Annotated in this window: 18 protein-coding genes; 14 read left to right on the top strand and 4 right to left on the bottom strand. The window is 67.4% G+C overall.

All coding sequences use genetic code 11. The features are described 5' to 3' along the window. Positions 1 to 81: 81 nt before the first annotated feature. The 4 genes from H9Q09_RS04695 to H9Q09_RS04680 all read left to right on the top strand — a co-directional run bounded on the left by H9Q09_RS04695 (position 82) and on the right by H9Q09_RS04680 (position 2,876). Positions 82 to 372: a YARHG domain-containing protein gene (locus tag H9Q09_RS04695; RefSeq protein ID WP_050767741.1), complete on the top strand. Its 291-nt coding sequence runs from the start codon at positions 82 to 84 to the stop codon at positions 370 to 372. Positions 373 to 573: 201 nt separating this feature from the next. Then, the gene (locus H9Q09_RS04690; protein WP_187390071.1) at positions 574 to 1,497 is read left to right on the top strand and encodes an MBL fold metallo-hydrolase; all 924 of its coding nucleotides are present in this window, start codon (positions 574 to 576) and stop codon (positions 1,495 to 1,497) included. Then, a complete protein-coding gene (locus H9Q09_RS04685; protein ID WP_187390070.1) occupies positions 1,494 to 2,390 on the top strand; it encodes a YiiX/YebB-like N1pC/P60 family cysteine hydrolase in 897 nt (298 codons plus the stop codon). Before H9Q09_RS04690 ends, H9Q09_RS04685 begins: the two co-directional genes overlap by 4 nt. Positions 2,391 to 2,519: 129 nt before the next feature. Continuing rightward, positions 2,520 to 2,876 (top strand): SH3 domain-containing protein, encoded by a 357-nt coding sequence (locus H9Q09_RS04680; RefSeq protein WP_187390069.1) that lies wholly within the window; start codon positions 2,520 to 2,522, stop codon positions 2,874 to 2,876. A 43-nt stretch (positions 2,877 to 2,919) separates the two neighbouring features. Here H9Q09_RS04680 and H9Q09_RS04675 read toward each other — a convergent pair whose 3' ends face one another. Then, positions 2,920 to 4,113 (bottom strand): mandelate racemase/muconate lactonizing enzyme family protein, encoded by a 1,194-nt coding sequence (locus tag H9Q09_RS04675; protein WP_187390068.1) that lies wholly within the window; start codon positions 4,111 to 4,113, stop codon positions 2,920 to 2,922. Positions 4,114 to 4,383: 270 nt separating this feature from the next. Between H9Q09_RS04675 and H9Q09_RS04670 the strand changes: the two genes are divergently transcribed. From H9Q09_RS04670 to H9Q09_RS04655, 4 genes are all read left to right on the top strand, one after another. Next, positions 4,384 to 6,063: an NADH-ubiquinone oxidoreductase-F iron-sulfur binding region domain-containing protein gene (locus H9Q09_RS04670; protein ID WP_187390067.1), complete on the top strand. Its 1,680-nt coding sequence runs from the start codon at positions 4,384 to 4,386 to the stop codon at positions 6,061 to 6,063. Beyond that, positions 6,060 to 8,855, top strand: a complete 2,796-nt coding sequence (gene fdhF / locus H9Q09_RS04665) for a formate dehydrogenase subunit alpha (RefSeq protein WP_187390066.1) — start codon at positions 6,060 to 6,062, stop codon at positions 8,853 to 8,855. Before H9Q09_RS04670 ends, fdhF begins: the two co-directional genes overlap by 4 nt. Before the next feature lie 361 nt (positions 8,856 to 9,216). Next, complete coding sequence (locus H9Q09_RS04660; protein ID WP_187390065.1) at positions 9,217 to 10,305, top strand: isocitrate/isopropylmalate family dehydrogenase; 1,089 nt, start codon at positions 9,217 to 9,219, stop codon at positions 10,303 to 10,305. Continuing rightward, positions 10,302 to 10,631 (top strand): putative quinol monooxygenase, encoded by a 330-nt coding sequence (locus H9Q09_RS04655; RefSeq protein WP_187390064.1) that lies wholly within the window; start codon positions 10,302 to 10,304, stop codon positions 10,629 to 10,631. Before H9Q09_RS04660 ends, H9Q09_RS04655 begins: the two co-directional genes overlap by 4 nt. 96 nt (positions 10,632 to 10,727) lie before the next feature. On the opposite strand, the gene H9Q09_RS22745 is transcribed toward H9Q09_RS04655, so the two are convergent. The 3 genes from H9Q09_RS22745 to H9Q09_RS04640 are packed head-to-tail and all read right to left on the bottom strand — an operon-like array spanning position 10,728 to position 13,531. Further along, positions 10,728 to 11,432: a GntR family transcriptional regulator gene (locus H9Q09_RS22745; RefSeq protein WP_348646275.1), complete on the bottom strand. Its 705-nt coding sequence runs from the start codon at positions 11,430 to 11,432 to the stop codon at positions 10,728 to 10,730. Beyond that, entirely contained in the window at positions 11,429 to 12,484 is a 1,056-nt protein-coding gene (locus H9Q09_RS04645) for a Gfo/Idh/MocA family oxidoreductase (protein WP_187390063.1), read from the bottom strand. The genes H9Q09_RS22745 and H9Q09_RS04645 overlap by 4 nt, the downstream gene beginning before the upstream one ends. A 27-nt stretch (positions 12,485 to 12,511) precedes the next feature. Beyond that, positions 12,512 to 13,531 (bottom strand): SMP-30/gluconolactonase/LRE family protein, encoded by a 1,020-nt coding sequence (locus H9Q09_RS04640; protein ID WP_187390062.1) that lies wholly within the window; start codon positions 13,529 to 13,531, stop codon positions 12,512 to 12,514. A 138-nt stretch (positions 13,532 to 13,669) separates the two neighbouring features. On the opposite strand from H9Q09_RS04640, the gene H9Q09_RS04635 reads away from it, so the two are divergent. The 6 genes from H9Q09_RS04635 to H9Q09_RS04610 all read left to right on the top strand — a co-directional run bounded on the left by H9Q09_RS04635 (position 13,670) and on the right by H9Q09_RS04610 (position 20,329). Continuing rightward, positions 13,670 to 14,677, top strand: a complete 1,008-nt coding sequence (locus H9Q09_RS04635; protein ID WP_024350728.1) for a tripartite tricarboxylate transporter substrate binding protein — start codon at positions 13,670 to 13,672, stop codon at positions 14,675 to 14,677. A gap of 90 nt (positions 14,678 to 14,767) precedes the next feature. Continuing rightward, positions 14,768 to 15,532, top strand: a complete 765-nt coding sequence (locus tag H9Q09_RS04630) for a hypothetical protein (protein ID WP_187390061.1) — start codon at positions 14,768 to 14,770, stop codon at positions 15,530 to 15,532. A gap of 9 nt (positions 15,533 to 15,541) precedes the next feature. Beyond that, positions 15,542 to 17,086: a tripartite tricarboxylate transporter permease gene (locus tag H9Q09_RS04625; RefSeq protein ID WP_187390060.1), complete on the top strand. Its 1,545-nt coding sequence runs from the start codon at positions 15,542 to 15,544 to the stop codon at positions 17,084 to 17,086. A gap of 358 nt (positions 17,087 to 17,444) precedes the next feature. Further along, positions 17,445 to 18,410: a TRAP transporter substrate-binding protein gene (locus tag H9Q09_RS04620; protein WP_187390059.1), complete on the top strand. Its 966-nt coding sequence runs from the start codon at positions 17,445 to 17,447 to the stop codon at positions 18,408 to 18,410. A 90-nt stretch (positions 18,411 to 18,500) separates the two neighbouring features. Then, on the top strand, positions 18,501 to 19,052 hold the full coding sequence (locus H9Q09_RS04615; protein WP_024350724.1) for a TRAP transporter small permease: 552 nt from the start codon (positions 18,501 to 18,503) through the stop codon (positions 19,050 to 19,052). Further along, the gene (locus tag H9Q09_RS04610) at positions 19,052 to 20,329 is read left to right on the top strand and encodes a TRAP transporter large permease (protein WP_187390058.1); all 1,278 of its coding nucleotides are present in this window, start codon (positions 19,052 to 19,054) and stop codon (positions 20,327 to 20,329) included. The genes H9Q09_RS04615 and H9Q09_RS04610 overlap by 1 nt, the downstream gene beginning before the upstream one ends. Positions 20,330 to 20,341: the final 12 nt, after the last annotated feature.

Raw genomic sequence — 20,341 nt, 5'->3', positions numbered from 1 at the left:
GTAGTCTTGATGCACGTCAAGTCGGAGCGCGCGAATGGCCGTCACGCTCGGGCATCGACAACCCGGCGGGAGGCGCCCAACATGAAGATGCAGACAACTGGAACCCTGCGAGGCACGCTGATCGTCGCTGCGCTCGTCTCGTTTGCCGGCGCATCGCAGGCGGTTGCCCAGAGCTATCGGAGCATGAGCTGCGACGAGCTCTGGTATGCCCGCAACGCCATCTATGCCGACAATGGCTATTGCTTCGAAACCCGCCGGGCGCGCCGCGCCTTCGGCCGCAGCTGCTTCCCGCCCTATGGCGAACTGTCGGGCCCCGACAGGCGGGAGGTCGCCGCGATCCAGCGATGGGAGCGCCGCAAGGGCTGCCGCTAGGCGGCGAACGCCACCGCTGATCCGTCGCCGGCCGGCTCCTGGGTCGGCTCGCGACGCAGCCTGTTTCCGTGTTCCGGGGATTTCCTCATGTTGCGTCTTCGGGGCATCCGGGCTGCGCTGTGCCTGACGGTCTTGCTCTGCGGCTGTGCCGCGTCATTGCCAGGCAGAACGCCGCGCAGTGACCCGGCACCGGTTGTGCTCGTGCCGCAGCCATTGCGCGGTGTCGGCCTCGCCATCCATCATGTCTCGATGGCCACCGGGGTCTATGCGCTCGCCGAACGCCTGCGGGGACCCGGCGAGCCCCCCGGACCGGAGGAGGCGCGCGAAGCCTCGCCATCCGCCGGGCCGCCGCAGCGGGGCGGAATGACGGCGACCTGGTACGGTCATTCGACCGTTCTCCTGCAGCTTGGGAAGACCATGATCCTGACCGATCCGGTGCTGGCGGGCGCCGTCTCGCTCGCAAGCCCGCTGCCGGTTCGCTATGGCTGGCCGCAATTGCACCTCGACCAGCTTCGGGGAATCGATGCGGTGGTCCTCTCCCATGGCGACTTCGACCATCTCCACGCCCCCTCCCTGCGGATGCTCGCCGGACGGTTTCCGGAGGCGGCCATCGTCGTGCCGGACGGTCTCGCACATCTGGCGGCCGATGCAGGATTCCGGCGCATCCACGCGCTCCCGCTGAACGGATCCGCCAGGATCGGCGCGGTCACGATCACCGGCCTGCCGGCGATCCACGCCACCCGGCGCAACCTTCTCGGCATCCCGGACGGGACGGCCTTCTCCTGGGAGCTCAGGGACCCGTCCCACCGCGTCCTGTTCATCGGCGACAGCGGCTACGCACCGGTGTTTGCAGAGATCGGTCGCCGGCGCGGACCCTATGACCTCGTGCTGGTGCCGATCGGCGCTTCCGAGCCCCGGCACCTGGTCGGCGACATGCACATGACCCCGGAAGAGGCGGTCCGGCTGGCGGACGATGTAAGGGCGAAGGCGGCGATCGGCATTCACTGGGGCACCTTCGCCCTGTCGCCGGAGCCGCGCGGCGAACCATCGCGGCGGTTCCTGCAGGCCGGCGTGACGAGGAACGCCCGCACCCTGTCGATCGGCGAACCGGCGCGCTTTCCATGACAGGCCCCGGGTACCTGAGGACGCGTTGGCCGATACGCCTGCTGCTCCTGCCCTGCACCCTGCTTCTGCTGGCGCTTGCCGGCTGCGTCACCGGGCCGGCAGGCGGCGATCTCGGCCCGGAGCCACCACCGCCGGCGATCCGCAAATGCTGCGCGAATGTCGAACGCTATCCCGACTGGCTGGTGGCGGTGCTCGACCCGGTCGCGCCGGTGATCGGCCGCGTCGTGGCCGCGGTCGAATGGCGCGATGGCCATCTGTATGGCCGGGACGGCGCCGTCCGGCTCCTGCGGCGGCATCTGCGGCCGCTCGACATCGTTCTGGTGACCTCGGGCGGGCGGCTGACCAACGCCACCCTGCCGGGCCTGTTCAAGCATGTCGCGATCTATCTGGGGTCGAACGCCGACATGCGCCGGCTGGGCGTCTGGAGCGATGCGGTCGCGCAGGGGCAGGCGCCCGACATCCTCGCAGGCCGGACCTTCATCGAAGCGGATCAGGACGGGGTGCATCTGAGTTCTGCCGAGACCGTCCTCAACGCGGATTATCTGGTCGTGCTGCGCCCGGCGCTCGCCGCGCGGGCCGAACGCCGCCGGGCGATGCGGTTCCTGCTCGGCGCCGTCGGCCAGCCCTTCGATTTCCGCTTCGACGCGGATACGGCGGATTGCTTCTTCTGCAGCGAACTCGTGCGCCGGGCCCTTCCGAGCCTGCCGGTGGAGGCCCGACACATCTACGGCCGGCACGTCTTCGTACCCGACCAGTTCGCCGATCTCGCGGCCGCCCGTCCGTCGCGGCTGCGGCCGGTCCTCTATCTGGTGGGCCATCGCGACGAATGGGGAACGCGATCGCCGGCCCGGCTGCGCGGCGATCTCGCGCGCTACTGGGCGGCACAGCCCTGACGCCGACCTGTCGGCGCAGAAAGGCCCGGGCCGGCCGCGCCGCTTGATCCGGATCAAGGGGCCGGCCGCCGTCTTCGGCAGGATGGGTACGGCACCTGCCCCCGACGGGCGCTTCGAAAGGATGATCGGATGACGCGACTGACATCTGGGATCGCAGCGGCGGTTCTCGTCGCTGCGGGGCTTGGCACCGCGCCCCAAGCGCTCGCCGGCGACTGCACCGGACGGGTGAGCGGCGTGCGCCCGATCTCCTCCTACGACCACCGGACCGGCGCAGGATTTCTGGCGGTGCGGCGCGGGCCGTCCTCCGCCGCGCGGCAGATCGGCGAGGTCTATGCCGGCGATCTCCTGTCGGTCTACGACCGGCGCGGCAACTGGTACCACGTGACCTGCATGGAAGGGGACTGCGAGGACCCGTTATGGGGCCCGGCCTCTCCGTCCGGCTGGGTCTCCGCCCGCTATGTGCGTGCCCGGGGCGTCTGCCCCTGAGGCATCGCTGGATGCCGGCGCTGGCGACGGTCGCTGATAGCCGTCAGTCGCCGGCGCCGATCGTCTCGTGCCGCACGCAGTGCCGGCGCACGGCGTCCGCGTCGACCGTGACACCGAGGCCGGGGCCGGTGGGGATCGCCAGGCACTCGTTCTCGAGCACGAATGTCTCCGTCAGGATGTCGTCGCGCAGCGGATTGTAGGTGCGGTCGAACTCGATCATCGTCTCGTTCTGCAGCGGCACCGGACGCGCCGTGTAGGGCGCATGGGGCACGATCGCCAGCGCCTGCAAGGCGGCGGCGACGGCCACGCCCGATCCCCAGACATGCGGCACCACCATGATGTTGTGGCTCGTCGCCAGCGCCAGGATGTTCTTCCATTCGGTGAAGCCGCCGGCCGCGCAGATATCCGGCTGGGCGATGTCGATGCAGCCGCCGCCGATGAGGTCGCGAAAGCCGAAGCGGGTGAATTCGGCCTCGCCGCCGGCGATCGGCACGTCCAGCGTCTCGCGCAGGCGGCGATAGCCCTCGCGGTCCTCCGGCACCACCGGCTCCTCGAACCAGCGGAAATCCAGCTCTTCCATGACCCGCCCGATCCGCACGGCGGAGGCGTAGTTATAGGCGTGGTTGGCATCGGCCATGATCTCGACGTCGTCGCCGAGGGTCTCGCGCACGAGGCGCATGCGCTCGATGTCGTCGCGGATCGGCAGGAGACCGATCTTCATCTTGACGGCGGCGACGCCGGTGGCGCGGATGCGCAGCACCTCTTCGCGCAGTTTCTCCAGCATCACCGGGCGGTCGGCATAGTCCGGCGGGTAGTAGCAGCCGGTCCCGTAGGCCCGCACGCGCTGGCGGATGGCGCCGCCGAGAAGCGCGTGGACCGGCTGGCCGACCATCTTGCCGAAGATGTCCCACAGGGCGATGTCGATGGCGCTCAGAGCCTCGACATAGGCGCCTTTCTGGCCGAAATCCCGGGTGCGGGCGTAGAACTCCTCGAAGATCGCCGTCGGCGCGGCCGGATAGCGTCCGATCAGCCGCGGGCCGATGACGTCCCGGATGCAACTGGCCGGCGGCTCGGGCGGGCCGTACTGGCCGCCTTCGCCCCAGCCCGTCGTCCCGTCGTCGCAGGTGATCCGCACCAGCAGGCTGGTGCGCTCGGCGAAATAATCCTGCGACGAATAGAACGCGTTCTCGCGGCTGGAGACCTTGAGAACATAGGTGTCGATGCGCTCGATCTTCATCGGCGTCCCTCCCTTGCAACCGGTGGGGCCACAACGCAGCCGCTGGAGCCCGCGCGAATGCAGACCGATGCCGCGCACGCGAAACCGGTCTGCCCGCATCTCCCTCTCCCCTCGTCAGGCTGACGCATCGTTCCGTAAGCTACAAGTACGAAAATCGCCGGTTCGGGGCGCCGTTGCGGTCGCCATGTCGGGATATTTTTTGGTACGGTCTTTTGCCTCAAGGCGTTATGCGGCATTGAGGTTCATGGTGGGCACCGTGAAGGAGGAAGAATGGCGGTGCGGGAGCTTCGGCCACGGGATCGTGGGCCCAAGGGACGGGAACTCGACGAGACGGCGTGGTCGGACATACGGGAGCTCCTCGGTGAACGGGAGCGGCGACGGGACCTACTCATTGAATATCTGCATCTGATCCAGGATCGCTTCGGCTGCCTGAGCGCGGCCCATCTGCGCGCCCTGGCCGAGGAGATGCGGCTGTCCCAGGCGGAAGTCTACGAGGTGGCGTCCTTCTACGACCATTTCGACGTAGTACGCGAAGGCGAGGAGAAGCCGGCGCCACTGACCATCCGGATCTGCGATTCGATCAGCTGTGCGCTGGCCGGCGCCGAAGCGCTGATCGGTGAAGTGTCGGCAGGCGTCGATCCGGCCGCCATCCGCGTCGTGCGCGCACCCTGCATGGGCCGCTGCGCGACCGCGCCGGCCGCCCGCATCGGCGACCGCGAAGTCGATCACGCCAGCGCCGAGGGGCTGGCCGCCCTGGCCGCTGCCGGCGAGACCACCGTCCGCGTGCCCGACTACACCAATCTGGCCGATTATCTCGCCGCCGGCGGCTACAAGCTCTTGTCGAAGATCCGCGACGGGTCGCTCGCCGTCGACACGCTGATCGAGACCATGCAGTCCGCGGGCCTGCGCGGGCTCGGCGGCGCAGGCTTCCCGGCCGGCAAGAAATGGGGCTTCGTGCGCTCCTATCCGGGGCCGCGCCTGATGACCATCAATGGCGACGAGGGCGAGCCCGGCACCTTCAAGGACCGCTACCACCTGGAGCGCGACCCGCACCGCACGCTGGAAGGCGCTCTCGTCGCCGCCCATGCGGTCGAGGCCGAGCGCATCTACTTCTACATGCGCGACGAATATCCGGCCGTGCTGCACATCCTGCGCACCGAGATCGCCGCGCTGGAAGCCGGCGGCCTGATCACGCCGGGCTTCATCGAGCTGCGCCGCGGCGCCGGCGCCTATATCTGCGGCGAGGAAAGCGCGATGCTGGAGAGCATCGAGGGCAAGCGCGGCCTGCCGCGGCACCGCCCGCCCTACATCGCCGAAGTCGGCCTGTTCGGCCGCCCGACGCTGAACCACAATGTCGAGACCCTGTGGTGGATCCGCGACATCGTCGACAACGGGCCCGAATGGTTCACCGGCCTCGGCAAGCCGGGCTTTCCGGGGCTGCGCTCCTGGTCGGTCTCCGGCCGCGTGCGCGAGCCGGGCGTCAAGCTCGCCCCGGCCGGCATCACCGTGCGCGAACTGATCGAGGAGCATTGCGGCGGCATGGCCGAGGGCCATGCGTTCAAGGCCTATCTGCCCGGCGGCGCCTCGGGCGGCGTCCTGCCCGCGGCGCTTGGCGACATTCCGCTGGATTTCGGCGGCGAGCTCGCCCGCCACGGCGCCTTCGTCGGCTCCCATGCCGTGGTGGTGTTCTCCAACAAGGACGATATCCGCGAGGCCACGCTCAACCTTCTGCGCTTTTTCGAGCATGAGAGCTGCGGCCAGTGCACGCCCTGCCGCGAGGGCACCGGCAAGCTGGTGTCGCTGCTCGAGTCCCGGGAGCCGATCGACGAAACGGCGATCCGCGATCTGGAGACCGTCCTGCGCGACGCCTCGATCTGCGGTCTCGGCCAGGCGGCGCCCAATCCCGTGAATCATCTTCTGACGCATTTCCGCGAGGAGCTGTCGCGATGACGAGCAAGATCACCTTCGAACTCGACGGCAAGTCCGTCGCCGCGGATGCCGGCGAGACCATCTGGGAAGTGGCCAAGCGCGAAGGCACGCGCATCCCGCATCTGTGCCATGTCGACATGCCGGGCTACCGGCCGGACGGCAATTGCCGCGCCTGCATGGTGGAGATCGACGGCGAACGGGTGCTGGCCGCCTCCTGCATCCGCAAGCCCGCCGAGGGCATGGTGGTGCGTACCGCCACCGAGCGCGCAGTAAAGTCGCGCCAGATGGTGGTCGAGCTTCTGGCGAGCAACATGCGGCCGCCCGAGGAAAGCCCGGACAATCAGTCGATGTTCTGGGACTGGGCGTCCTCCATGGGGGTGGCCGGCAGCGACCGCTATCCGTCGAAATTCGCCGATGGGCACGCCACGGCCGAGTTCGACGTCACCAATCCGGCCATCGCCGTCAACATGGACGCCTGCATCACCTGCGGCGCCTGCGTGCGCGCCTGCCGCGAGGTGCAGGTCAACGACGTCATCGGCATGGCCGAGCGCGGCAACCGCTCCGTGCCGGTCTTCGACATCCACGACCCGATGGGCCTGTCGACCTGCGTGACCTGCGGCGAATGCGTCCAGGCCTGCCCGACCGGTGCATTGTACGAGAAGTCGCTGATGGACGAGACACGCACCGTCCGCGCGATCCAGGACTTCGACAAGGTCGTCGACAGCGTCTGCCCGTTCTGCGGCGTCGGCTGCCAGACCAAGGTCGCGGTCAAGGACAACCGCATCGTCCAGGTCGACGGCCGCGACGGCTATGCCAACGAGAACCGGCTGTGCGTGAAGGGCCGCTTCGGATTCGACTACGCCATGTCGCCCGAACGCCTGACCAGGCCGCTGATCCGCCGCGACGATGCGCCGAAGGCCGGTGACATCGACATGCGCAACGTCGATCCGCTGACCGTCTTTCGCGAGGCGACCTGGGAAGAGGCGATGGAGCGCGCTGCCGGCGGGCTGACATCGATCATGGCAGCCCATGGCGGCCAGGCGCTGGCCGGCTTCGGCTCGGCCAAGGGATCGAACGAGGAGGCCTATCTCTTCCAGAAGCTGATCCGGCAGGGTTTCGGCACCAACAACATCGACCATTGCACGCGGCTCTGCCACGCCTCGTCGGTGGCCGCGCTCATGGAGGGTGTCGGCTCCGGTGCGGTCTCGGCGCCATTCAACGACGCCATGAAGGCCGAGTGCATCATCGTCATCGGCGCCCGCCCGACGACCAACCACCCGGTCGCCGCGACCTATTTCAAGCAGGCCGCCAAGCTGGGCAAGCAGCTCATCGTCATGGACCCGCGCGGCCAGGACCTGATGCGCCACGCGACCCACTCGCTGAAGTTCAAGCCCGGCACCGACGTCGCCATGCTGAACGCGCTGCTCCACGTGATCATCGAGGAACAGCTCTATGACGAGCAGTATATCCAGGCCAATGTCGCCGGCTTCGAGGCGCTGAAGGAGAAGGTGAAGGACTTCTCGCCCGAGGCCATGGCCGACATCTGCCGGGTGCCGGCCGAGACGCTGCGGGACGTCGCCCGCACCTATGCCAAGGCCGAACGCTCGATCATCTTCTGGGGCATGGGCATTTCTCAGCACACCCACGGGACGGACAATTCCCGCTGCCTGATCGCGCTGGCGCTGATCACCGGCCAGATCGGCCGCCCGGGCACCGGCCTGCATCCGCTGCGCGGTCAGAACAACGTCCAGGGTGCGTCGGATGCCGGGCTGATCCCGATGTATTATCCCGACTACAAATCCGTCGAGAATCCCGACATCCGGGGGACCTACGAGAATTTCTGGGGCCAGACGCTCGACCCCAAGACCGGGTTGACCGTCGTCGAGATCATCGACGCGATCCATGACGACGTCATCAAGGGCATGTACGTCATGGGCGAGAATCCGGCCATGTCGGATCCCGACCAGGCTCATGCCCGCGGCGCGCTGGCCAAGCTCGAGCATCTGGTGGTGCAGGACATCTTCCTCACGGAGACCGCCTGGCATGCCGACGTGGTGCTGCCGGCCTCGGTCCATGCGGAAAAGCTCGGCACCTTCACCAACACCAACCGGCAGGTGCAGATCGGCCGGCCGGCGCTCGACCTGCCGGGCGAGGCCCGGCAGGATCTCGATATCATCATCGACCTTGCCCGCCGCATCGGCCTCGACTGGAATTACGGCCATGTCTCGGAGGTCTATACGGAGATGGCGGCGGTGATGCCGTCGCTGAAGCATATCTCCTGGGAGCGCGTCGAACGGGAGGAATCGGTCATCTACCCGGCCGACGGTCCCGACCAGCCGGGCAACGAGATCATCTTCTCGACCAGCTTCCCGACCGCCGACGGCCGCGGCCGCATCGTGCCGGCCGATCTGCTGCCGCCGGACGAGGTGCCCGACGCGGACTATCCGCTCGTGCTGACCACGGGCCGGCTACTCGAACACTGGCACACCGGCGCCATGACCCGCCGGGCCGGGGTGCTGGACGCCATCGAGCCCCAGGGCATCGCCTCAATGAACCCGCGCGAGATCGGTCGCAGGGGCCTGCAACAGGGCGAGATGATCGCGATCGAGACGCGGCGCGGCACGGTCGAGGCCATCCTGCGGGCCGACCGGGAGGTCGCCGACGGCATGGTTTTCATGCCGTTCTGCTTCAACGAGAGCCCGGCCAACATGCTGACCAACCCGATGCTCGATCCCTTCGGCAAGATCCCGGAGTTCAAATACTGCGCCGCCCGCATCGTCGCGCCCGCGACCAGCCGGGAGGCCGCGGAGTAACAGATCAAGGCCCGCCGGCGCTCCTCGTAGCGCCGGCGGACCATCGGGCAGCCCCCGTGCAGCACGGCCCGGCAGCTGCCTCCTTCATTTGCGATTTGCCTCGTGGGCGCCCAAGCGCTGCTGTGGAGTGGTCCCGGCGGCTTGCCGTTCACGTGCCTTCCCACCTGTTGCCCGCAGGCATGCGTCCCGACCCAACAGCTTCGGGGCGTTGCTGAATCCGGCTAACCAAACGCAATCAGGCGCGATCGACAGGCGCGCCAAGCTCGAGATTCGCGACCGCTACAATAATGCATGCATTGACGCATTCATTGAATGGGGCTAGGCCTGATCGCGAGGATTGAGTGGCGACAGGAGTGTCCGAATGAGTGATCTGGAGATCGTGGTCCTTCCCGGTGACGGGATCGGGGTCGAGGTGATGGACAGCGGTCTGGCGGTTCTGGACGCTCTGGAGGCACGTTGCGGCTTCCGTCTGGCGCGCCACCAGCATCCGGGCGGCGCGGCATATTACAAGGAAACCGGCATCGCCCTGACCGATGAGGCCGCCGACGCGACGAGGTCCTGCGACGCGATCCTGTTCGGCGCCATGGGCCTTCCCGACATCCGCTATCCGGACGGCACCGAGATCGCCCCGCATCTGGAGATGCGCCGGGAATTCGGCCTCTATGCCGGCGTCCGCCCGGTCCGCCATCTGCCCAACACGCCGAGCCCGCTGGCCGATCCGCGCGCCAAGGACATCGACCTCGTCATCATTCGCGAATCCACCGAGGGGCTGTTCTATTCCCGCGGCAAGGGCACGGTCGAGGACGACAAGGTCGCCCGCGAGACCATGGTCATCACGCGGTCGACCTCCGAGATGCTGTTCGACTTCTCCTTCCGCCTCGCGGAGCGGCGCCAGCGGCTGCGCGGCAAGACCGGCCGCGTTACCTGCGTCGACAAGTCGAACGTCTTCGTCGCCATGGCCTTCTTCCGCAAGATCTTCCACGAGCGGGCGGTGAACTTCCCTGGCGTGGACGCCGATTCCGCCTATGTCGACGCGACGGCGCTGGACCTGATCCGCAAGCCCTGGGACTTCGACGTCATGGTCATGGAGAACATGTTCGGCGACATCATCTCCGACCTCGGCGGCGGCCTCGTCGGCGGCATGGGGCTGGCGCCCTGCGCCGAGATCGGCGACGAGCATGCGCTGTTCCAGCCGAGCCATGGCAGTGCGCCGGACATCGTGGGCACCGGCAAGGCCAATCCGACCGCCATGCTGCTGTCGACCGCGATGATGCTTGACTGGCTGGGCGCCCGCCACAAGCTGGACGCGCTGACCGATGCGTCGCTGATCCTGGAGGCGGCGATCGACAAGGCCTATGCCGAGCGCATCCGGCCCTTCGAGTTCGGCGGCAGCAACGGCACCGCGGACATCACCCGCGCGGTCATCGCTGAAATCGAGGCTGCCAAATGAGCGAAGCCAAAGCGGCCGCCGCTGCGCCCTACGTCATTCTCGTGGAATTCGCGGTTGCCGCCGGGTCCGGTCCGGCCTTCGAAAAGCTGATCGTCGAGAACGCCCGCCGCTCGCTGTTGGACGAGCCCGGCTGCCGTGTCTTCGACGTCTGCGCCCGGCCCGGCGACGCCTACGGGATCGTCCTCTACGAAGTCTATGACGATCGCTCAGCGTTCGACGCCCATCTGGCCTCGTCGCATTTCCAGACCTTCGACGCGGCGTCGCGGGACATGGTGACGGGCAAGCGCGTGACCGAGCTCACGCTTCTGGCTGGCGCGTCGGGCTGATCGCCCGGCTGCGACGGGGCGTGGCGGGCGAGGGGGCAAGCCACGCCCATTCTCTTCGAACGGTCAGCCGCTGGTCCGTGCGTCGTTCCTTGGCGGCTAGAGCTGGGTCAGGCCGTAGTCGCGCAGCAGGCCGACCAGCATGCGGCCGTTGCGGAAGCGATGTTCGCGGTGGATCTGCCGGGCAGCATCGGCGTCCCGGCGCTCGATCGCATCGAGCAGCGCTTCGTGGTCCTCGTTCGACCCCACCGGCCTGGGGCGCAGGCGCAAGGTGAGCATGCGGACCCGGTGCGACTGGGCGAGGAACTGCGAGACCAGTGCCCGCAGGCGCCGGTTCGGGCAGTTTTCCATCAACAGGCGATGGAAATGATCGTCGGACTGCGCCCAGGCCAGGAGATCGTCGCTCTTGAGCGCGGCATCCATGTCGTCCACCGCCTGGCGCATGGCCTTCATCGCTTCGTCGGCGACGCCCTCGCGGGCGATCTCCTCGGCTGCCTCCGACTCCAGCGCTGTCAGGATCTGGTAGATTTCCTGCATGTCGTCGGCCGAGACCGGCAGGACGCGCATGCCGTGCCGCGGCTTGATCTCGACCATGCCTTCCTCGGCGAGGCGGATCATGGCTTCGTGGATCGGCGTGCGGCTCATCTCCAGAAGAACCGACAGTTCCTTTTCCAGGACGTGCGTGCCGGCAGGCATCTCGTTGTTCAGGATCAGCCTGCGGATCTCACGATACGCACGCTCGGCATAGGAGATCCGCTCCTCCGCGACGGAAGCGGGCGTTCCAGTCTCTGTTGCCACTGTCACAAGGCACCTTCCGCATGAGAATCATCTTGGACCGTCTTTAGCATTCCGTCGCGGGCGGAGGCATAGATCGCCGCCTCGATCCGCAGATTGGCCAGATAGTCCGCTGCCGCGTTGACGACAGGTGTCTGGCGCAGGAGATGGTCCACCACATGGCGCTGCAGGGCGAGAACGCTGTCGCCGCCGAACCCCTCCATGTTGCGCTCATAGGCGATCTCGCTCTCGTCATTGCTGCCGAAGGCGCGGAAGAACAGCCGTCCGTAGCCGTCGAGCCGGATCGTGCCGTCCGAGCCCTCGACCAGCATCTCGCCCATGGTCAGGCGGCGGTCGTCGGCCTGATGGTCGCCCAGCCTGTTGCCGTCCAGCATGGCCCGCGCGCCGTTCGCGAACTCGAACAGGATGATGCCGGCATCCTCGCCGACGATCGCCGGATTGAGGTGCACCAGCCGTGCCATCACCGCCTCGACCGGGCCGAAGAGGTAGCGGAACGTGTCGACGAAATGGATCGCCGTCTCGTGGACGAGGAAGCGCTCCATCTTCTGGAAATAGGGCTGGCGATCGAGATAGGCCCGCGGCCCCTGCCCGTCGCCGGGCCGCAGGCGGAAGCTGGCCTGGTAGACGCTGCCGATCCGTCCGGCCTCGATCTGGCGGCGGATCTCGCGGTGCCAGGGCTGGAAGCGGAAATTCTCGTGCACCACCAGCATGGTGTCCGCCTCGGCGGCGATCCGCGTCGCCTCTTCGGCTTCCGCGACGCTGGTGCAGAAGGCCTTCTGGCAGATCGTCGGAATGCGGCGCGCCGTTGTCTTGCGGATCAGATCCAGATGGGTGTGCGGCGGCGTGATGATGTCGACGAGATCGGGGCGCTCGGCCTCGAGCATCGCGTCGACATCGGTATAGACCGCGGGCACGGCGAAGCGCTCGGCATAGTCCTGCGCCCTTGCCGCATCCTGGTCGCAGATTGCGACCAGCGTGGCGTCCTCGATGCGCGACCAGGCATCATGGTGGAAACGGCTGAAATAGCCGGCGCCGATGGTCGCAACGCGCAGTGTGCTCATGGGTCTCGGGCTCCTCGGCGTTCAGGATCAGGACGGGTTCGGGGCGACGGTCGGCAGGTCGGCGATCCGCCGCTCCAGCGCCTCGATCGGCAGCGACCAGTGCAGCGGCGCAAGACCGGCCACCGGGCTCTCGAAACTGGCGATCGCCTCGCCCTGCAGGCAGCCGAGATAGGCGGTCCGAAGGTCGGGCCCGCCGAAGGCGAGGCTGGAGATCGCCCGCAGCTTCTGGCTCTTCATCGTGTCGAGATGCGAGCGCTCGATGGTCTTCGACGCATAGGCCGCCTCGACATAGGCGACGTGACCGGCATCGCAGTCTTCCAGCATCAGGGTCTGGTCGCCGTCGGGGCTGACCCGGATGACCCGGTTGCTGACGATGCTGGTGATCCACAGACAGCCTTCCGCGTCGAAGGTCATGCCATCGGGATAGGTGCCGGGGCCGAACTGCGCCACCACGTGCCGCGCCTCCAGTTTGCCCTCCACGATGGTGAAGCGGGTGAGGCGCCGGGTGAAGGTCTCGTTGATATAGAGATGGCGGCCGTCGGGGGAGACGAGGCATTCGTTGCTGAAGCCGATCCCGTCGGCGACGATGCGCGCATCTCCGTTCTCGACGAGGACGATGAAGCCGTCGGCGACGTCGCCGCGCGCCGCCAGATGGCGCGGATTCATGCGCGTGCTGACCGTCACCCACATGCGGCCGGCCGCATCCAGATGCACGAAATTGGACGGCGGCAGCGGCGTGCCGTCCACCTCCAGCAGCACCGGGTCCACCGTGCCGTCCGGGTGAAGCCGCCACACGCCGCCGGTGTCGACGCCGAGCTCGGTCAACAACAGGCTGCCGCCGCGCTCCAGCGCGATGCCGTTCGGTCGCAGCGGCCGGGGCGGGTTCTGCGCCAGATGCCGGCTGACCCGCCCCGACGGCTCGATGATCGAGACGCCGCCGCCACCGGTCCAGTCGGCGGTGATCAAAAGCCCTGACGCATGGGCAAGGACGCATTCCGGACGGTTCAGCCCGTGGCCGTGAAAAGCGATCCCGGAAAGACTGAGCATCAGGCGACCTCGACAAGGATATAAAAGAGCAGTACCTTATCAGTAGACTAATACATAAGCGCATACAATGTGCCGAGATTGCTCCGACTGGGAGGTCGGAGGAATACCGAGTGGAACGTCTCATGGGAGGAAAATCAGATGCTTGACTGGAAAACTGCAGGCGCGGCAGCGCTGCTGGCCGGGGCCCTCGCAATGCCCGCAATGGCGCAGGACTACCCGGATCGCGACATCTCCAACGTCGTCGTCTGGGCCGCCGGCGGCGGAACCGACACGCTGAACCGGCTGATTTCGGCGGAGATGCAGGACGGGCTGGGCGTCAATATCAACGTCTCCAACCGCACCGGCGGCGTCGGCGGCTCGGTCGGCATGAGCTACGTCCATTCGCAGCCCGCCGACGGCTACACGCTGGCCGGCATTTCGGAATCCGTTGTCACCGCCGGCATCCAGGGCGGCTGGGACCAGCGCATGGACGTCTGGGACTTCTTCCTCGTCGGCGGCTCGCCGGAAATCATCTCGGTCTCGGCGAACGCCCCGTACCAGACCCTCGACGAGCTCATCGCCGCCGCCAAGGAGGCTCCCGGCACCATTCGCGCCGGCGCCAGTGCGGCCGGCTCGATCCACCATCTGAACCTCCTGGCCCTGCAGAAGGGAACGGGGACGGAGTTCAACTTCATTCCCTATACCGGCTCGGCCCCGGCCCAGAATGCGGCAATTTCCGGCGAGGTCACGTTGGTCGTCACCTCGCTCGCCGAGCAGCAGCAGCTCATCCAGGCCAAGCGTCTGCGGCCGCTCGCCATGCTGGTGGCGGATGCCACGGAGCTTCCCGACATCGGCACCGTGCCGTCGGCCTTCGACGCCTATCCGGGCCTGACCGAGACGCTGCCGGTCAAGCAGGCCATCGGCCTCGCCGTGCGGGCCGACACGCCCGACGACGTCAAGGCCAAGCTGGTCAGCGCCTTCGATGCGGCCATGGCCACCGACGCGGTCGTCGAATGGGCGGCGGACAATCACTACACCCTGTCCGGCCTCACCGGCGAAGAGGCGAGTGCCGAGATGAACCGGCTGGAATCGCTGTTCGCCTGGACGCTCGAGGATCTCGGCGCGGCGACGGTCAGCCCGGAAAAGCTGGGGATTCCGCGCCCGTAACCGGCAGACCCGACAGGACCATCACCGGGGGCGATGCGGCCAGACCGCTTGCCCCCGGCCTTTCCGGGAATGTGAGGAGTGCCGCAGGGCATGGATCGAGATCGCTCGCTGAAGGACGCCCGCGCCGATTTCTGGGCCGGGCTCGCCATTCTGGCCGCCGCCACGGCGATGCTGGTTCGGTCGCTGACCTACCCCCTACAGGGCAGCTACGCCGGCGTGCGCAACGCCTGGTACGTGTCACCGGCGCTGTTTCCGCTCATCGTCGCCACCGGCCTGATCGTCTTGAGCCTGATGCTGCTGGCCCGCGCCCGGCGCGCCGGCGGGGCGGCCGCGGCGCTGGCGTCGATGCGGCGGATGGCGCCCGGCCGCCTGTCCGAGCGCAGCGCCACCTTCTGGCTGATCGCCGCGCTCATCGTCTTCTATGTCTACGCCCTCGTGCCGCGGGTCGACTTCATCGCCGCAACGGCGCTGTTCCTCCTGGCTTTCACGACGCTCTTCCACCTGACCGCGGCCCCTGCGACCCGGCTCATCCTGGCGCTGTTCTTCGGCGTGTCCCTGGCAGTCGGCGGAGCGGCGCTCCTCGGCCTGGAGACCGGCGTGCGGACGCCTGCCGCGCTGATCGTCGACGCGCTGATCTGGCTGGCCGTCCTAGCCGCCTGCGCCGCGCTTCTGCGCGCCACCCGCATGCCGAAGGATGCCGCGCGCCATGCAAGGCAATGCGTCGGCCTCAGTCTGCTCGCGCCGCTGATCCTGGACATCGTCTTCAAATACGGGCTCCTGGTGCCGCTACCCCACGAGGGGCTGACGATCGTGGCGAGCGACCAAGTCCGGGCGCTGCTCCGCTCCAGTTTCTAGGCGATCTCCATGTGGCTCCTCGACACCTTCGGCTCGTTCTTCACGGCCCTCGGCACGCTCCTGGCGAGCCCGTCCAACTGGGCGCTCCTCATCGGATCTAGCCTTCTGGGGATCGTCTTCGGGGCGCTGCCCGGTCTGACGGCGACCCTCGGCGTCGGGCTCCTGGCGACGCTGACCTACGGCTTCGACCTCGACGTCGCGCTGATCGCGCTCCTGTCCATGTATGTCGGCGCGGTCTATGGCGGCTCCTATTCCGCCATCCTGATGAACATTCCCGGCACGGCCGCCTCCGCCGCCTCGGCCCTCGACGGCTATCCGATGGCGCGGCGCGGCGATGGCGGCCGCGCGCTGGGGCTGACCACCACCGCCTCCTTCATCGGCACCGTCATCGGCATGCTGGCGCTGGTCGTCTCGGCGCCGCTGATCGTCGAACTGGCGCTGCAGTTCACCTCCTACGAATTCTTCGTCCTGGCCCTGTTCGGCATCCTGATTTCCGGCACCCTGACCAGCCCGGACCTGGTCCTGAAGGGCTGGATCGCCGGTTTCATCGGTCTTGCGCTGTCGACCGTCGGGCGCGACCTCCTGATGTTCTTTCCGCGCTTCACCTTCGGCCTGCCGGAGCTCGATTCCGGCCTCGAGGTGGTGCCGGTGCTGATCGGCGCCTTCGCCGTGCCGCAGATCATCCGGTCGCTGCAGGAGCGCCACGTCGCCGGCCCGATCCAGAAAGTCGGCCGGGTGCTGCCCGATTTCCGCACCATCTTCGGCAATCTCCGCCATATCGTGCGGTCCGGCCTGATCGGCGTCGGCATCGGCGCGGTGCCCGGCATCGGCGAGGACATCGCCGGCTGGGTCTCCTACGGCACCGCCAAGAGCATGTCGAAGACACCGGAGGAGTTCGGCAAGGGCGAGCCGGTCGGCCTGATCTCCGCCGAAACCGCCAACAATGCCTGCATCGGCGGTGCGCTGATCCCGCTGGTGACGCTCGGCATTCCCGGCAGCCCGCCGGCGGTCATGCTGCTGGGCGCGCTGATGCTGCACGGCCTGACGCCGGGGCCGATGGTCTCCATCGAGCGTCCGACCTTCCTGACCGAACTGGCCGCGATCATGGTGCTGGCCTCGCTCGCCATGTGGCTGAACGGCATTTTCCTCGCCCGCCAGGTGGTGCGGGTGCTGAGCATCCCGGTGACCCTGTTCATGCCGGTCGTCGCCGTGATCAGTGTCCTCGGCTCCTATGCGCTCGGCCTCAGCGTCTTCAATCTCTACCTGATGGTGCTCGTCGGGCTCGCCGCCTACCTTCTGACCGAGATGGATTATCCCATCGCGCCGCTGGTCATCGGGGTGATCCTCGGGCCAATGGCCGATACCAACCTGCGCCGCGCGCTGATGGTGGGGCAGGGCGATGTCACCGGCTTCTTCACCCGTCCGGTCAGCCTGATCCTGATCCTCGCCATTGTCCTGATGGTGCTGGTCCAGCTGCCGGCCTATCGCCGCCTGCGCCAACGGCAGAACGCCTGGCTGGGGCGTGCGTTCTCGCGGATCCGGAACCGCGACTGAGCGACCGGTTGATGCCGCTCGGGCGTCGATGGCGGAGGCCGCCGCCTGCGCCTGAGGGGCGGTCCGTCACCATACGTTCGGTGTAAGCGACGGACACATCACGCGATGATCGCCGATCAATCATGGCGCTCGCCCAATCGCCTCCGGAACCTCAAAGTGAATATGTCTCAGCGCCGGATCTCCCGGCCTGTCACTGCGCATTCTTTCCGTACAATCTAGCGTATGCATTGACGAATGCGCTGGCATGCGAGCATAGTGCGGCCGGATCGCGAGGAGCGCGAAGGCGGCCAGCGGCACCCATCGTGCCGGTCCGCTCTTCGCATGTGCGGTCCACTGGCTCTAGGGAGGAGAGATGACCATGAAGATGATGACGGCCGCGATGGCCTTGCTTCTGGGCGGTGCGCTGACGGCGCAGGCTGATGCCCGCGAGATCAATCTGGCGCATCTCGCACCGATCAACGATCCGCGCCACGAGACGCTGGTCGAGTTCGCCGAGCAGGTGAAGGAGGAGACCGGCGGCGAGATCACCGTCAAGATCTTCCCGAACTCCACCCTCGGCAAGGACCGCGAGGTGTTCGAGCAGCTCCAGGGCGGACTGACCCAGCTCGCCCTCAACGGCGAGATCGTCTCGAACTTCTACCCGAAATGGTCGATCATCAACCTGCCCTTCTTCTGGCGCGACCAGGACCACCTCAACGCGTTCCTCGCCAGCGACACCGCCAAGGGCTGGACCGAGGACATGGCCGAACAGGCCGGCGTGCGCACGCTCGCCTTCCTCAACCGCAACCCGCGCATCCTGTCCACCAAGGAGACCGAGGTGAATTCGGTCGACGACATCCAGGGCCTGAAGATCCGGGTGCCGCGCATCGACATCTACATGGACACTTGGCGGGCCTTCGGCGTGCAGCCGACGCCGCTGTCCTCGTCGGAATTCTTCCTGGCGCTGAAGACCGGCACGGTCGACGGCATGGAGAACCCGATCGAGGTCATGCATGACTGGAAGATCTACGAGGTCGCCGGCAATCTGTCCCTGACCAACCACATGCAGACGCGGCTCTTCCTGAATGCCAGCGTGAGCTTCCTCGACAGCCTCAGCGAGGAGCACCGTCAGGTCATCGTCGACGCGGCAGCCGATGCCGAGACCCGGCATGCCGAGAAGATGAGCAAGATCAGCGGCGAGTATGTCGCGCTGCTGCGTGAAAAGGGCATGACCATCGTCGAGGACCCGGACGTCTCGGGCTTCAAGGAACGCGCCGAAGAGGTCCACGAGGCCTATCGCGAGGTCATCGGCAACGACGTGTTCGAAGCCGCCAAATCCATGTGATGCCTGTCGGCGGCGCGCGGCGGCTCCGGCATGCCGCGCGCCGCCGAATGCTTGTCTGAGACATATCCGCGACCGCTTGAGAGGCGAACCATGTCCCTGTCCACTGCCGACCGGCCGGGCCCGGCGCGCGCGCTCGCCCTGCTCAACCGGCTGGTCGCGTTCGTCATCATCCTCGCCTTTCTCGCCATGGTCTCGTCGGCCTGGCTGCAGGTCATCTCGCGCTATTTCTTTGGCTATTCCCTCGGCTGGACCGAGGAGGTCGCCCAGATCTCGCTGTTCTGGGTGACCTTCATGACGGCGGCGCATCTGGCCGCCGGGCGCCGCCTGATGAAGGTCGACGCCTTTCTCGTCCTCGCCCCGCCGCGCCTGCGCCTTGCGCTCTCGGCGCTGATGCAGCTGATCGCGGCGCTCGGCTTCGCCTATCTCGCCTGGCTCGGCATCCGCCTGATGGGGCTGGCGGCCAACCAGACCTCGACGGCACTGAAGATCCCCTATTCGGCGATCTATCTCAGCCTGCCGGCCGGCGTCGGCATTCTCGTCCTGCACCTTGTGATCCACGCGGTCCATGATGCCCGCTACGCCCTGCGTGGCGAGGTCCGTCCCGACGATCCGACCGCATCCCGCGATCTGAGGGATCAGTAATGACCTATCTTCTCGTCTTCTTCCTGCTGCTGGCGGCCGGCATGCCGATCGCCGCCGTCATGGTGGTCGTCGGCCTCGGCTACGTGGTGCTGGTCATGGGCATGGACCCGCTGATCGCGGCCCAGCGCGTGGCGACCGGCATCGATTCCTTCCCGCTGCTGGCGATCCCGTTCTTCATGCTGGCGGCCGAGCTGATGAACCATGCCGGCATCACCGACCGCATCTTCCGCTTGGCCAAGGCGATCGTCGGCGCCGTGCCCGGCGGCCTCGGCCATGTGAACGTCGTCGCCAGCATGCTGTTTGCCGGCATGTCCGGCTCGGCCGTGGCGGACGCCGGCGGGCTCGGCAAGATCGAGATCAAGGCGATGAAGGAGGACGGCTACGATGTCGAATTCGCCGCCGCCCTGACCGCCGCCTCCTCGACCATCGGGCCGATCATCCCGCCCAGCATCTCCTTCGTCATCTACGGCCTGACCGCCGGCGTCTCCATCGGCGGGCTCTTCGCGGCCGGACTGGTGCCCGGCCTCCTGATGGGCGCCGCGCTGATGGTGATGGTGGCGTTCTATTCGATGAAGCGGGGCTATGGCCGCTCGCAGCCCTTCGGCTTCGGCGAACTCGGCGCATCCTTCGTCCACGCCTTCCTCGCCCTGATGACCCCGGTGATCATCATCGGCGGCATTCTGGGCGGCGTCTTCACCCCGACCGAGGCAGGCGCCTTCGCGGTTCTCTACGCCTTCATCCTCGGCAAGTTCGTCTATCGCACCGTGCGCTGGAGCGACGTGCCGGAACTGGTGATGGAGACCGCGCGCAGCTCGGCCAACGTCCTGTTCATCATCGCCGCCAGCGCACTGCTCGGCTGGATCCTGACCGCCGAGCAGGTTCCGATCCATCTGGCCGAATCGATCATCGGCTTCTCCGCCGAACCGTGGGTCTTCCTCCTGCTGGTGAACCTCATCCTATTCGTTCTCGGCTGCTTCATGGCCTCCGCACCTGTGATCATCATGCTCGCCCCGGTGCTGCTGCCATCGGCGACGCTGCTCGGCATCGACCCGCTGCATCTCGGTGTCGTCATGGTGCTGAACCTGATGATCGGCCTGATCACGCCACCGGTGGGGCTGTGCCTCTTCGTGGTCGCGGACGTCGCCAAGCTGCCGGTCACGCAGCTCGCCCGTGCGCTGGTGCCGTTCTTGATTCCGCTGGTCGTGGTGCTGCTGCTGGTAACCTACGTTCCCCAGCTCACCCTCGCCCTGCCGGCGGCGCTCGGCTATGGTGGATGACGCGGGGGCCGG

This window comes from Aurantimonas sp. DM33-3, assembly GCF_014334315.1.
In the GTDB taxonomy this organism is placed as follows: Bacteria; Pseudomonadota; Alphaproteobacteria; order Rhizobiales; family Rhizobiaceae; genus Aurantimonas; species Aurantimonas coralicida.
This window is presented reverse-complemented; position numbering and strand designations above follow the sequence as displayed.

What these genes read in the sequence shown, in the direction of transcription:
- H9Q09_RS04610 (WP_187390058.1), top strand. Translation starts at nt 19,052, where the DNA reads ATGACCTATCTTCTCGTCTTCTTCCTGCTGCTGGCGGCCGGCATGCCG.
- H9Q09_RS04615 (WP_024350724.1), top strand. Translation starts at nt 18,501, where the DNA reads ATGTCCCTGTCCACTGCCGACCGGCCGGGCCCGGCGCGCGCGCTCGCC.
- H9Q09_RS04695 (WP_050767741.1), top strand. Translation starts at nt 82, where the DNA reads ATGAAGATGCAGACAACTGGAACCCTGCGAGGCACGCTGATCGTCGCT.
- H9Q09_RS04620 (WP_187390059.1), top strand. Translation starts at nt 17,445, where the DNA reads ATGAAGATGATGACGGCCGCGATGGCCTTGCTTCTGGGCGGTGCGCTG.
- H9Q09_RS04660 (WP_187390065.1), top strand. Translation starts at nt 9,217, where the DNA reads ATGAGTGATCTGGAGATCGTGGTCCTTCCCGGTGACGGGATCGGGGTC.
- H9Q09_RS04680 (WP_187390069.1), top strand. Translation starts at nt 2,520, where the DNA reads ATGACGCGACTGACATCTGGGATCGCAGCGGCGGTTCTCGTCGCTGCG.
- H9Q09_RS04625 (WP_187390060.1), top strand. Translation starts at nt 15,542, where the DNA reads ATGTGGCTCCTCGACACCTTCGGCTCGTTCTTCACGGCCCTCGGCACG.
- H9Q09_RS04635 (WP_024350728.1), top strand. Translation starts at nt 13,670, where the DNA reads ATGCTTGACTGGAAAACTGCAGGCGCGGCAGCGCTGCTGGCCGGGGCC.
- H9Q09_RS04685 (WP_187390070.1), top strand. Translation starts at nt 1,494, where the DNA reads ATGACAGGCCCCGGGTACCTGAGGACGCGTTGGCCGATACGCCTGCTG.
- H9Q09_RS04675 (WP_187390068.1), bottom strand. Translation starts at nt 4,113, where the DNA reads ATGAAGATCGAGCGCATCGACACCTATGTTCTCAAGGTCTCCAGCCGC.
- H9Q09_RS04630 (WP_187390061.1), top strand. Translation starts at nt 14,768, where the DNA reads ATGGATCGAGATCGCTCGCTGAAGGACGCCCGCGCCGATTTCTGGGCC.
- H9Q09_RS04645 (WP_187390063.1), bottom strand. Translation starts at nt 12,484, where the DNA reads ATGAGCACACTGCGCGTTGCGACCATCGGCGCCGGCTATTTCAGCCGT.
- fdhF (WP_187390066.1), top strand. Translation starts at nt 6,060, where the DNA reads ATGACGAGCAAGATCACCTTCGAACTCGACGGCAAGTCCGTCGCCGCG.
- H9Q09_RS04655 (WP_187390064.1), top strand. Translation starts at nt 10,302, where the DNA reads ATGAGCGAAGCCAAAGCGGCCGCCGCTGCGCCCTACGTCATTCTCGTG.
- H9Q09_RS04640 (WP_187390062.1), bottom strand. Translation starts at nt 13,531, where the DNA reads ATGCTCAGTCTTTCCGGGATCGCTTTTCACGGCCACGGGCTGAACCGT.
- H9Q09_RS04670 (WP_187390067.1), top strand. Translation starts at nt 4,384, where the DNA reads ATGGCGGTGCGGGAGCTTCGGCCACGGGATCGTGGGCCCAAGGGACGG.